The sequence below is a fragment of the Fervidobacterium pennivorans genome (assembly GCF_001644665.1).
Classification (GTDB): domain Bacteria; phylum Thermotogota; class Thermotogae; order Thermotogales; family Fervidobacteriaceae; genus Fervidobacterium; species Fervidobacterium ngatamarikiense.
This window is the reverse complement of record NZ_CP011393.1, coordinates 589288-601561: the sequence shown is the minus strand read 5'-3', so window position 1 is coordinate 601561 and position 12274 is coordinate 589288. Positions and strand designations below refer to the sequence as shown.

Here is a 12274-nt window from a genome sequence, read left to right as displayed (position 1 = left end):
CATTGGAAAGGAGCATCCAAATGCCGTTCGATGGTTTTGTAATGAAAACCGTTGTTGAAGAAATTAGGAACCTTATTCTTGGACAGCATGTTAGGAACATATACCTTTACGATAAAGTGATATACTTCTCATTTGACAAAGGCGATTTGAAAATATCCTTGAATCCGAATTATTCGCACGTCTCATTTACGGACCATATAGTTAGGGAACCTGAAAAACATCCATTTGTGGAGTTATTGCGCAGTAGAATCCGTGGCGGAATGGTTACAGAACTTACAACGAACGGCTATGAAAGAACGATGATTATGAAACTGCGCAAATTTGACGAAATTGGAGAAAGACATGAATATGAAATCTACTTCGATATCATGGGGAAGCATTCAAACGCCGTTTTGGTCGAAAATGGATTGATAGTCGATGCCTACAAAAGGATAGAAACACGCATCAGAAAGATATCACCAGGAGAACCATTCGTGTTGTTTACATCTGAAAAACTTTCAATAGATGAAGTAACATTAGAAAAACTAACAAATGCTCTTTATAGGTTCCAAAACAAACAACGGATGATTTCAGAGTTTATTTATTCCACCATCCAGGGATTCTCAAAAATAACTGCCGAAGAAATTCTTTTTCGTTCAGAAGTAGAAGATAAACTACTATCTTTCGTCAGTGAAAGTGATTTGGGGAACATAGCCAAAAGTCTCTCAAGTGTATTAGAAGAAATTAGACAGAAAGTCCTCTACATATACTACGAAAACGAACAGCCCACTGATATCTCAGCATTTAGACTCCACAAATATAAGGACCTAAAAAGATGTGATAATGCTATCAGTTGTATTAATGAGTATTTTGATTTTGTCGAAAATAAGGATAAACTAGTTCAAAAACGCTTCCAAATGCTAAGTATTGTTAACAGTCGAATTTATTCTTTGGAAGATATCCTAACACAGATTGAAAAAGAAAGAGAGGAGTGCTTAGAATCCGATAGATACAGGAAATACGGGGAGCTGATAAAAGCTTACAGTTACCAAATACCACACGGAGTAGATAGCGTGGAACTCTTTGATTGGGAAACGAATCAGAATGTAGCGGTACCACTGGAACCACACCTATCCCCTATAGAGAACAGTGTGAAGTATTTCAAGCTCTATAATAAATTAAAGAAAAAGTTAGAGGGATTAAGCAAACGCGAAATTGTGATTAAAAGAGAATTAGAATACTTGAAACAGTTACAAGATACAATAGAAAACGCAGAAACACTGGAAGAATTAGAAGAGATTGAAGAAGAAATGCTCGAAAACGACTTAATAAAGAAAACGCACAAGAGAAAGAGTAATAAATCGAAAAGTGAACAAGCAGTGTCTGAACCGAGAAAGTACATGTATAACGGTTTTACAATTCTTGTAGGACGAAATAACAAGCAAAACGACGAACTGGTTAGAAAATCCAATGAGCACGATATATGGCTCCACGTACAGGGTATGCCTGGTGCACATGTCGTAATAAAGACGAATGGTCAACCTGTCGATGAAGATGTTCTTTTATATGCTGCAAAACTTGCTGCACAATTCAGTAAAGGGAAGTATTCTACAAAAGTACCGGTGGATTACACATACATAAAGTACGTAAAAAAACCCAAAGGTTTTAAGCCTGGGCTAGTTCTTTACTCAAATTTTAAGACTCTTTTTGTAACCCCTGATGAGAAGTTTCAATGACAAGAACTATCAAAACAATTGCACTCATGAAAAGGTGGATTACACAAAAGTTTGCTAAGATGCGAAGGTGAGATTATGCTTTACGAGCTTGTCAGTGATTACGAGCCCGCAGGTGATCAACCTCAAGCTATTGAAAAGTTGGTGGAAGGCTTAAGAAAAGGCTATCGATTTCAAACGCTTATAGGTGTTACTGGTAGCGGGAAAACATTCACGATGGCAAATGTTATAAAGGAGATAGAAAAACCCGTTTTAGTGATTTCTCCAAACAAAACGCTGGCTGCACAACTATACACAGAGTTCAAATCTTTCTTTCCGAAGAATAAAGTAGAATTCTTTATAAGCTACTACGACTACTATCAGCCTGAAGCCTACGTACCTACTAAGGACCTATACATAGAGAAGAGCGCTGACATAAACGAAGTAATAGCAAGAATGAGGATGAGTGCTATAAAATCGCTAATGACCAGAAGGGATGTTATCGTCGTAGCAAGTGTTTCAGCAATATACGCTTGCGGTGACCCTCGTGATTTCGATACCCTCAACATAAAACTCGCTGTTGGGGAGCGTATCAAACTCAATGACTTACTCAAACACTTAGTACGAATAGGGTACGAAAGAAAAGAAGATATAGGATTAACTGGAAGCTTCCGCTTACGTGGTGACACTCTTGAAATCTTTCCGACTTACCAAGACGAAGGTATCCATATAGAGTTCTTTGGTGATGAAATTGACAGAATCTACACATTCGATAGATTAAACAGAGATGTTATTGAGCGTCTGGACAGGATAACGATATATCCAGCCAAAGAATACGTTACAACCGAAGAAAAGATTGCAATGGCTGTAAAAAGCATACGCCAAGAACTTGAAGAAAGGCTCGCAGAACTTAGAAGGCAAGGCAAGGAGCTTGAAGCTCAAAGGCTGTATCAAAGAACGATGAATGACATTGAACTGTTGAGCACGTTGGGTTACTGCACAGGTATCGAGAACTACTCGCGTCATTTCGATGGGAGAAAACCAGGAGAACCACCTTATTCACTACTTGATTACTACGACGAAGATTACATCGTATTCATAGACGAATCACACATCACAATCCCACAACTCAGGGCGATGTATCACGGCGAGATGTCTAGAAAGAGAAGCCTTGTTGAATACGGATTTAGGCTGCCTTGTGCTTATGATAACAGACCACTTAAGTTTGAAGAATTCCTGTCGAAAGTAAATCAAGTGATATTTGTCTCTGCTACCCCTGGTCCTTTTGAATTGGAAGTTTCTGAACAAGTTATTGAACAAATAATAAGACCAACCGGATTAATTGACCCCCTTGTAGAAGTTAGACCCACGAGATATCAAATCGATGACTTAGTAAAAGAAATCGTTGAAGTAAAAAAGCGAGGCGAACGCGCCCTTGTCACAGTCCTAACAAAGAAAACCGCAGAGATGTTAGCAGAATATCTGGTTGAATTCAACATTAGAGCTTTGTATCTTCACTCCGAACTCGATGCTATCAAACGATTTGAAGTGTTAAAAAAACTCCGCTCAGGTGAAATCGATGTTGTCGTTGGTGTGAACTTGTTAAGGGAAGGGTTGGACCTGCCGGAAGTTTCGCTTGTCGCTATACTCGATGCCGATACAGAAGGCTTCTTACGCAGCGAGACTACACTGATTCAGATTATAGGACGAACAGCACGAAATGAAAACGGAAAGGTGATAATGTATGCAGATAAAATCACTCCGGCAATGCAAAGAGCGATTGAGGAGACAAACAGGAGAAGAAAAATCCAAATGGAGTACAATGAAAAACATGGAATCAAGCCTCAAACAATCGTTAAACCTATGATGGAAGATATCTTCGCACCGTTCAAAGAGGAAGAAGAAGAGCTATACAAAGTCTACGAAGATAGCATCTTTGCCTTGAAAGAATCTCTTCCATTGGAAGATTACGCTGCTCTTCTTGAAGAAGAGATGTACAAAGCGGCATCTGAACTGAGATATGAAGACGCAGCAAGAATTAGAGATGAGTTATTCAGGGTTAAGGAAGAGTTGAAAAACAATAAATGAAAGAAATTAAAAGAAGGGGCACCAGCCCCTTCTTCTCCTCACAATTCTACAACTAACAAATTACAGATGTATTGGCAAACCTGTTATCCCTTCCAGCGCACCAAGAACGCTTTCGCTTAGAGTTGGATGTGGATGTATGGATTCCTCAAGTTCGTGTGCCTTTAATTTATTCCTAACAGCGATAACGCCCTCCATAATAAGTTCGGTTGCAACTGGGGAAACAATTGACATACCTAAGACTGTCTCTGTTTCTTTATCGGCAATTATCTTTACGAATCCTATGTTTTCAAGCATAGTTCTTGCCCTTCCATTCGCCGAGAGCGGGAATTTCGAAATCTTAACTTTATCCTTATCGACATCTTTTTCTCTAAGTCCTGTTGAAGCAATCTCTGGAGTTGTGAATATAATCGATGGAACTGCTGAATAGTCCATCTCAGTCTCTATGCCTGCAATATTTTTCGCTGCAACGATGCCTTCATACATAGCAACGTGAGCAAGCATTATTTGCCCTCTCACATCACCAATGGCATAAACACCTTCAATATTGGTCCTCATTCTCCTATCAGTCTTAATTCCTCGCTCAATTTCTACTCCGAGATTTTTTACATCGTCATGAATATTTGGTCTTCTTCCAATTGCGACAAGTACTTTATCAACTACAACGCTCTCACTTTTCCCTTCTGAATCAATTAGTACGACTTCATATCCATCTGTCACTTTCTTGACACCTTCAACTTTCGTTTTTTCCTTTATTTCGACACCTTTTCTGGCAAATGATTTCTTAATCTCTTCAACCACGTCATCATCTTCATATGGAAGGATATGGTCGGCAAGTTCAACAATCTTCACTTTTACGCCAAGCGAACTAAAGAACGTCGCAAACTCAACTCCTATTACTCCTCCACCAACAATCAACAAAGATGATGGAAGTTCTTTCATAAGGAAAATATCGTTACTTGTCCATATGCCTTCCACTTGATTGAAAGGTGGGAATATTGTTGGCACAGAACCATGTGCTAGGACTAAGTTTGAACTTTCGAGTTTTTCGCCCGTTTCCTTTATTATTACTTTGTTCTTATTAATAACTTCTGCAGTTCCCTTAATAACCGTTACGTTGTTCTTTTTCATCAAATACTCGATACCTTTTCTTGACATCACTATGCTCTTGTTCGCATGAGCCATGATTTTTGAAAGGTCAAAGCCTTCAACAGAAAGCTTGATACCAAGCTTATCAGCCTTTTCCTTTGCCTCGTCGAGTAAGTGCGTTGCGGTTAAAAGTGCTTTTGTTGGGATACAACCCCAGTTTGTACACGTGCCACCAAGGTTTTCTTTTTCAACAAGAGCTACCTTCTTTCCATAATGTGCAAGCTTAATTGCACAAACGTATCCACCTGGACCGCCACCGATAATAATTGCATCGTAGGACATACTTTCAGCTCCTTCCAAAAAAAATAATTCTTTAACACTTTAAAATTATATTATTTCGTGGACTTAGTATCAAGTTCTAAAATTAATCGTAAATGCGATATAATTATTTTAAACGCACTCAAAATCAACAAGGGGGGATGCATTGTGAGTTCATCACAGTTTTCATTTCGAAAGCTCTTACTTCTCGGTTTTGGGTTCTTCGGGATAAGCTTAGTGTGGCCACTGTATAACTCCTACGTTCCGATATTTTTGAAAGACTTCGAGCTGTCATCAACTCTCATAGGTTTTGTGATGACCATTGATAACATCTTTGCTATTATCATGCTTCCGCTTATAGGAGTTCTAAGTGACCAAACGAGAACAAAACTCGGTCGTAGGATGCCTTACATACTTGTTGGTGCACCGCTTGCTGCTATCACATTTTCGCTGATACCTATAACAAAGGCTTGGCACGTATTATGGTTAATGATGCTCAACATTATCTTCATGAATTTCTTCATGGCTCTCTTCAGGTCTCCTGTTATTGCACTCATGCCTGACATAACACCATCTGAGTACAGAAGTCAAGCAAATGGTGTAATCAATTTCATGGGTGGCGTAGGCGCACTTCTTGCGTTTTTCGCAGGAAAACCGCTGTATGACAAAAATCCCGGTCTGCCATTCTACGTCGGAGCTATAATAATGCTTATTGCCAAGTTGCTCGTTGTTTTGTTCATCAGAGAAGACGAGAAATACAAAGTAAAAACTGGAGAGAAAGTAAGATTTGAGAATGTCTACAAGAAAACAATAGATGAATTAAAAGAGAACATGAAAGATGTCTTTACTTCCAAAGAAAAGAGCCTTTTGATGATGCTTCTTTCCATACTCTTGTGGTTCATCGGTTACAACGCACTCGAAACTTTCTTCACAAGTTACGCAAAATTCCAAATGGGGATTAAAGAAAGCACCGGTGCACTTGTACTTGGCTTTTTCTCATTAACGTTTATGCTCTTTGCAATTCCTGCAGGGTTTATAGGCTCAAAAATAGGCAGGAAGAAGACAATGACGATAGGGCTGTCAATAGTTATCGCTATACTCATCGGCACGATACTATCAACAAGGATAATAACAGATGTAGGACTACTAACAAAAGTGTTCTTTGAGTTATTTGCAATTGGAGGCTTTGGTTGGGCGATGGTTAACGTTAATTCTCTACCAACAATAGTTGATATGACTGTAGAGGAAAAAGTTGGAGGCTATACGGGGTTGTATTACTTCTTTTCAATGGCAGCAAACATTATTGCACCACCACTCGCTGGGTTCTTTATCGATAAAATAGGCTACAGCACTTTAATAATACTAACTTTAGTTTTCTTCGTATTAGCTGTTCTAACACTTCAGTTTGTCAAAAAAGGAGACGTAAAAGTAGTACGTTAAGCAAAAAAGTATTATAATTATCCAAAAAATAATCCCCCGTAGCATAGAACCGACGGGGGATTTTTTGATTTCAATGATTGCACCTATCTGCTACTCTTTTTTCTTTAGTCTCACAGCTGTTCCGTAAGCTAATAACTCTGCAGCACCTTGCATCACCGATGATGAACCAAATCGCACACCTACAACTGCGTCAGCCCCAAGCCTTTCAGCCTCGCTAATCATCCTCTTTAGTGCTATGTTTCTACTCTCTACAAGTAGTTCTGTATAGCTTTTTATCTCTCCGCCAGCGAGTGTTTTGAATGCAGCTGCGATATCCTTTCCTAAGTGCTTTGAGTTAACGATACTTCCTGTCACAATTCCGAGTGTCTCGACTATTTCATATCCTGGCACAAAATCTGTCGTTACAACTATCATACTCACACCCCCATTTTGACAGCACTTTTTTGTTAAACTTCCTTCCTTTCAAAAACTAAGTAACCAATCCAGGTAATCACTACGCACACGACTATTATTCCCAGCGTATACCAAAAATCAACACTGCCCTTCTCAAAAATACTTACTCCAAGCTGATATGGAAAAGTATTCAAAAATTTTATCGCCTTTATCAAACCCGCTGTTGTGGTTAAAGCAAGTAAACCCAAGCTGGCAAGAAGAGGCTTGACTTGGTCGTTGAAAAGCACTGAGAAAAACACCCCAACACAATACCATAAAAGTGCTCCGAAAATTGAGTGTATCATAAACTTAGGTACGACTGAGTAGTTATACTCCTTTCCAGCAACCGCTGAATATATAGCCGGAAGTATCGAACCTACTAACATAACAATCAATGTTGCGACAGCTCCAGTGAAGAGTTTATTAAAGTATATCCATTTCCTTGGTTTTCTAACAAGTAAAAACACTATTGTCTCATTCTCAAATTCTCTTGCAAAAAGGGGAAATGCCATTATTATACCTATAATACCCACCATTTGTCCGAAGTTTTTACCATACCACTGAGAATTTATGTAGAAATTCCACTCTTTTAACTTATTTAGCATCGCGCCCGGTAGAAACTTTTCGACCTGGGGATTCCCCGAGTAACCTTCGAGCATGGAGATTGTAAACTTTTGGAATGGTGCCACAATGAAAAACAGTGTTATTGTAACTATTAGAACACCAATAAACCTGACTTTCATATCATAAAACTCTTTCCTCATATTCAGCACCACCTTTTAAGATTTATTGCATGTTTATTGAATCGTTGTTCCCCATTACAAGTGCTTCAAATATCACTTCAAAAGGAACAGGAGTGTATTCCAAATTATTCGAAATAGCATAATCTCTTGTTACAACATAGACATCTTCATTTTTCGTACTCTTGTACTTGTAACCATCAATTTCTGAACCCATTGGTACGGTAACAGCACAGTATTTTTCCTTAATCTCATCAAGATAACCCATATCAAGTATCTTTCCTTTGTTCATAATTGCAACTTTATCGGCTACTTTCTCAACTTCGCTTAAGATATGGCTTGTATAGAGTACGCTCCTATCACCTAATGGTAAATCTCTTATCATCTCAAGCACCTGGCTTCTTACTATCGGATCGAGTCCCCATGTTGGTTCGTCAAAGATGTAAAGCTCGGCATCTTGAGAAAACGCAATTGATAAGTAAAGCTGTGTTGTTTGACCGCTGGACAAACTGGAAACTTTTTCATTTAATGGTATTTGGAATCTCTCAACATACTCAAAGCACTTCTTTTCATCAAACCTCTCGGTTAGTTCTTTAGCAACTTTTACCATTTTTTCCACAGTGTACGAACCATACAATTCCTTTCCATCAGGCACAAATGAAATACTTCCTTTTAAGACAATCTCTCCGGCATCCTTTCTTCTCAAACCAAGGATACACTTGATTGTAGTGGTCTTACCCGCCCCGTTTGGACCAAGAAGTGCGAAGATTTCACCTTTTAAGACTTCAAATGAGATACCATCAACAGCATGGATGTTGCCGTAGTACTTTTTCAAGTTTTTAATGCTCAAAACCAACATGCTTTCATTTACCATCATCTTCACCTTCCTTGTGTTGATAACTTGATTGATTCGATTGTTGATATATTCTCTCAACAAGGCTAAAAACAGTAGACTTTTCTATCTTGAGTTCTTTGCAACGTCGCAATACACTTTCGAGCTCCGTGAGTATCTGACGTTTTACTTTCTCGTGGACAGTATTTTCAAGTCCAACAACGGTATACCCTTCACCACGTTCTGCACGTATAACCCCTTCGAGTTCAAGTTCTCTGTAAGCACGTGCCACCGTGTTCACATTTACTCCTAAGTCTTTAGCCAACGTTCTGATAGAAGGCAACAAATCACCTGGTTTTAGCTTACCGCTAAGAATAAGTGCCTTCACTTTTTCTTTTATTTGTGCATAAATCGGTACCGGAGAATGATAGTCCACAGCAAACCACACACGTAACACCTCTATTGATATGTGCTCATATCGTATACCACTGTAATATTGTACTATTACAGTGGTTGATTTGTCAAGAGGGCTTTTGTTTCGCACAACCGAAACCCAAAGGTCTTTTCTTAGAGAATTAGTTAGTAGCTTTTCAGAGAGTTTTCACATAACTTATAGAAACTTTTATTTTCGTACCTTGACACTATCAAACCCTTTATGGTAAAATTCCTTGCGAAAAGTTTGGAGGTGTAAATATGGTTAATTTGGTCCAGCGAGGCCAAAACCAGAGAAAGAGAAGCGTGGCAAACAACGTCAATAACTTTGTAAATTTTGTACCGGCTCTTTTGAAGAGTATAATCTTAGGTTTTTGTAGAAACCTTTTCGAAAAGTTATCAATATTTGGTTTTGTTAGAAAAGGGACCTCTTTTGAGGTCCCTTTTTTATTACCCTTATGTGTATGTCATCAACACCAAAGGGGGCTTCTGCATGAGAGTATTTGATATATCAACTGGGAGAATTAAAAGTGAACAAATTCCGATTGACTTCCCAGAGAAAATAGACCAAGACGTTGATTCGTTAATACTTACACCACCATTTGTAGACTTACACACACATGTTAGGTTAAATGACCAAGAGGATTACGACACACTCTCTCATGCAGCTTTAGCTGGTGGTTTTGGAGTATGCGTAATTCAACCTAACACAAGACCACCCATAGAAAATTTAGACGTTCTAAAGAATCACTTTGAACTTTCAAAAGACAAAGATGTTCACTTTCTTCATACTATCAGCTTATTTGGAGAGATAAACGATTTAAATAAGCTTGGGAACTATACAAACAACATCGCTGGTTACTCAACAGACGGAATTCGGTACACAAATCCAGATTTAGTAAAAGCTTTCTCGGAGAAAAAGAGTGCTTTGGTATTTGACCATTCACAATTGCACGAAGTTCCAGGAGATTTCTACATAGGTTCGAAAGTACCTAACGCAGTGCGTACATACTCAAACGAGGCAATTGCGATATTCAGAACAGTGTTAACAGGGCTTGAGTTCGGCTTTAATAGATTTCACATTCAGCATGTCTCGACCTCACAATCTTTGGAGACTATAGAGTATCTAAGAAAAAAGGTGAAGATTACCTGTGAAGTAACCCCTCATCACGTGTTCTTCCTCCCAGAGGAGATAAACAATCCAAACCAAAAGATTAACCCCCCGATTTCAAAAGATAGACACATCCTCGTAGATGCCGTGAGAAAGGGTATAATAACATGCTTTGCAACAGACCATGCACCGCATCCTGAAAAGCCAGCAGATTTTGAAAAAGCTCCATATGGAAGTTCACATATAGAAGTAGCGTTTTCTGTGTATCTGAAAGTGTTCGAGGATATCGAACTCGTTTTGAAAAATCTTACAATAAATCCGCTTAGTGTGTTAGGAAAAAGTTATGAAGAACTTGGTTTTAGATTCCCCAACGACGCTGTGTTGATTGATGAAAGGGCCGAGTATATTGTTGAAAGCAACAAATTCTTTAGTAAAGGCAAAAACTGTGCATTTAATGGTTATAAATTGAAAGGAAAGGTCCTTGGAATAAGAAAAAATGGAAGGTGGGTGTTCTGGAATGGCGAATTTCTCCGTTGAAGTGAAAAAGCAAACAAAGTACAAAGCCTTTCTACTGACTAAAAGGAGTGTTGAAGAGATAACCCAAAATACTTACTTAATCACCTTTGAAGAAGATTTCGATTTTCTACCAGGACAGTTTTGCATGGTAAGTGTAGATGGTGCAGGACTAACAAGGAAACCTTATACGCTTGGAAGGTTAAACAAAATGGAGCTTGCTATCTCAGTAAAAATCGCAGGTAAGGGAAGCGAATACATAGTTAAGACCAACGAAAAACTCAATGTCCTTGCACCGCTTGGTAATCCGTTTGTCCCTGAAAGCGGAAACGGTGCAGTTATTGTGGCGCCGTCTTGTCTTGCCGAGGGAATCCATCTTTCCGAACATTTCGATATACCATTAATTGTGGCCTCAAGAACTGAACTGAACGACAAAATTGTGAAGAAATTAAAGATGAAAGTAGTTGTAGGAAATGAAGGGTTTTTAAATTTGCTCAGTGAATTAAATCACTCATTCTACGACTGGATATTCGTGAGCGGTTCCAAAGTCATGGAAGAGCTTGCTGTAAAAAACATGCCAAATAAGGTTGTTTACGTTTCTCTGAACGAGTACATGGCTTGTGGAATAGGTGCTTGCAAAGGATGCGCTGTGGAAACAATCCATGGTATAAAACACGTCTGCACAGACGGACCTGTTTTTAGAGGTGATAATGTATGGCAAGTTCAAAGACACTCAAACTGAGAACACCCATAGTTATAGCCTCCGGACCTGGGGGTTTTGGTGAGTATCTCAATGTAGATTCAATAGATTGGTCGTACGTTGGTGCATACACTCTGAAGACGATAACTCTACATTCAAAGGTTGGTAACAAACCACCGAGGATATACGCATCCAACGTTTTCATGATAAACCGCATCGGACTCGAGAATCCTGGTTTTGATGGTCTCAAAAAGATGATAGATAGTGGGGAATTAGATGTTTTACTTTCAAAGGTTCCACCTATTTTGAGCCTTGGAGGGGATTCGTTCGAAGAGTACATTGAGATAACCAAACTTATGAAACCTTACTTAGATAAGTTTTTGGCTATCGAATACAATTTTAGCTGTCCAAACGTTCATCACGGCGGACTTTCAATCATGTCGGATAGAGAAGAATGGAAGAAACTTCTGAAGGAGATAAGAAAAGAAACGGATGCGTTTATCATTGCAAAACTTGGAATAGAGAGTGGGTTTGTTGAAGAAATGGCAAAGATTGTTGCACTGGAAGGTTGGAATGGTGTCACCGTTATCAATACTATCCGTGGACTTATCGTGAACCCCGAAGGACAAGTTTTACTTGGAGGGCTTTCAGGTCCTGCACTTTATCCTATCGCACTTAGAGTTGTTTACGAGGTGAGGAAGGTTTTACCGGATATTTTCATAATCGCATCCGGTGGTATATACACTGCTCAACAAGCAAAAGAGATGCTCCAATTTGGAGCGAACGCAGTGAGCATAGGAAGTGCGCTGTTCCAAAATGAGGAAATAATCAACAAAATAGGAAAAGAACTTATGGAGTTTTTAAAGAATGAAAAAAATAATAACTTCTAAA

At 38.9% G+C, this 12274-nt stretch carries 11 protein-coding genes; 6 read left to right on the top strand and 5 right to left on the bottom strand.

Annotated features, from left to right (window positions below; all coding sequences use genetic code 11):
• The first annotated feature begins 20 nt into the window (after positions 1 to 20).
• On the top strand, positions 21 to 1715 hold the full coding sequence (locus tag JM64_RS02850) for an Rqc2 family fibronectin-binding protein (protein WP_064011415.1): 1695 nt from the start codon (positions 21 to 23) through the stop codon (positions 1713 to 1715).
• 75 nt (positions 1716 to 1790) lie between these two features.
• Entirely contained in the window at positions 1791 to 3779 is a 1989-nt protein-coding gene (gene uvrB, locus JM64_RS02845) for an excinuclease ABC subunit UvrB (protein ID WP_064011414.1), read from the top strand.
• Between the two features lie 60 nt (positions 3780 to 3839).
• Here uvrB and lpdA read toward each other — a convergent pair whose 3' ends face one another.
• Positions 3840 to 5207, bottom strand: a complete 1368-nt coding sequence (lpdA, locus tag JM64_RS02840; RefSeq protein WP_064011413.1) for a dihydrolipoyl dehydrogenase — start codon at positions 5205 to 5207, stop codon at positions 3840 to 3842.
• Between the two features lie 144 nt (positions 5208 to 5351).
• Here lpdA and JM64_RS02835 point away from each other — a divergent pair, with 144 nt between their 5' ends.
• On the top strand, positions 5352 to 6623 hold the full coding sequence (locus JM64_RS02835) for an SLC45 family MFS transporter (protein ID WP_064011412.1): 1272 nt from the start codon (positions 5352 to 5354) through the stop codon (positions 6621 to 6623).
• 90 nt (positions 6624 to 6713) lie between these two features.
• Here the strand turns inward: JM64_RS02835 and JM64_RS02830 are convergent, their stop codons facing one another.
• From JM64_RS02830 to JM64_RS02815, 4 genes are read right to left on the bottom strand one after another with little or no spacing between them, the layout of a single operon-like run.
• Entirely contained in the window at positions 6714 to 7037 is a 324-nt protein-coding gene (locus JM64_RS02830) for a YbjQ family protein (protein ID WP_064011411.1), read from the bottom strand.
• 32 nt (positions 7038 to 7069) lie between these two features.
• Entirely contained in the window at positions 7070 to 7819 is a 750-nt protein-coding gene (locus JM64_RS02825; protein ID WP_064011410.1) for an ABC transporter permease subunit, read from the bottom strand.
• A 22-nt stretch (positions 7820 to 7841) separates the two neighbouring features.
• Positions 7842 to 8669, bottom strand: a complete 828-nt coding sequence (locus JM64_RS02820) for an ABC transporter ATP-binding protein (RefSeq protein WP_156487884.1) — start codon at positions 8667 to 8669, stop codon at positions 7842 to 7844.
• Positions 8659 to 9171: a GntR family transcriptional regulator gene (locus JM64_RS02815; protein WP_231882442.1), complete on the bottom strand. Its 513-nt coding sequence runs from the start codon at positions 9169 to 9171 to the stop codon at positions 8659 to 8661. Before JM64_RS02815 ends, JM64_RS02820 begins: the two co-directional genes overlap by 11 nt.
• A gap of 381 nt (positions 9172 to 9552) precedes the next feature.
• On the opposite strand from JM64_RS02815, the gene JM64_RS02805 reads away from it, so the two are divergent.
• From JM64_RS02805 to JM64_RS02795, 3 genes are read left to right on the top strand one after another with little or no spacing between them, the layout of a single operon-like run.
• Positions 9553 to 10707, top strand: coding sequence for a dihydroorotase (locus tag JM64_RS02805; protein ID WP_064011407.1), 1155 nt, complete (start codon positions 9553 to 9555; stop codon positions 10705 to 10707).
• Entirely contained in the window at positions 10688 to 11425 is a 738-nt protein-coding gene (locus tag JM64_RS02800; protein WP_064011406.1) for an iron-sulfur cluster-binding protein, read from the top strand. Before JM64_RS02805 ends, JM64_RS02800 begins: the two co-directional genes overlap by 20 nt.
• Positions 11398 to 12273, top strand: a complete 876-nt coding sequence (locus tag JM64_RS02795; protein WP_064011405.1) for a dihydroorotate dehydrogenase — start codon at positions 11398 to 11400, stop codon at positions 12271 to 12273. The genes JM64_RS02800 and JM64_RS02795 overlap by 28 nt, the downstream gene beginning before the upstream one ends.
• The last annotated feature ends 1 nt before the right edge of the window (position 12274 follow it).

Coding starts and splice junctions, on each gene's coding strand:
- JM64_RS02825 (WP_064011410.1), bottom strand. CDS start 7,819: ATGAGGAAAGAGTTTTATGATATGAAAGTCAGGTTTATTGGTGTTCTA.
- lpdA (WP_064011413.1), bottom strand. CDS start 5,207: ATGTCCTACGATGCAATTATTATCGGTGGCGGTCCAGGTGGATACGTT.
- JM64_RS02800 (WP_064011406.1), top strand. CDS start 10,688: ATGGCGAATTTCTCCGTTGAAGTGAAAAAGCAAACAAAGTACAAAGCC.
- JM64_RS02805 (WP_064011407.1), top strand. CDS start 9,553: ATGAGAGTATTTGATATATCAACTGGGAGAATTAAAAGTGAACAAATT.
- JM64_RS02830 (WP_064011411.1), bottom strand. CDS start 7,037: ATGATAGTTGTAACGACAGATTTTGTGCCAGGATATGAAATAGTCGAG.
- uvrB (WP_064011414.1), top strand. CDS start 1,791: ATGCTTTACGAGCTTGTCAGTGATTACGAGCCCGCAGGTGATCAACCT.
- JM64_RS02850 (WP_064011415.1), top strand. CDS start 21: ATGCCGTTCGATGGTTTTGTAATGAAAACCGTTGTTGAAGAAATTAGG.
- JM64_RS02820 (WP_156487884.1), bottom strand. CDS start 8,669: ATGGTAAATGAAAGCATGTTGGTTTTGAGCATTAAAAACTTGAAAAAG.
- JM64_RS02795 (WP_064011405.1), top strand. CDS start 11,398: ATGGCAAGTTCAAAGACACTCAAACTGAGAACACCCATAGTTATAGCC.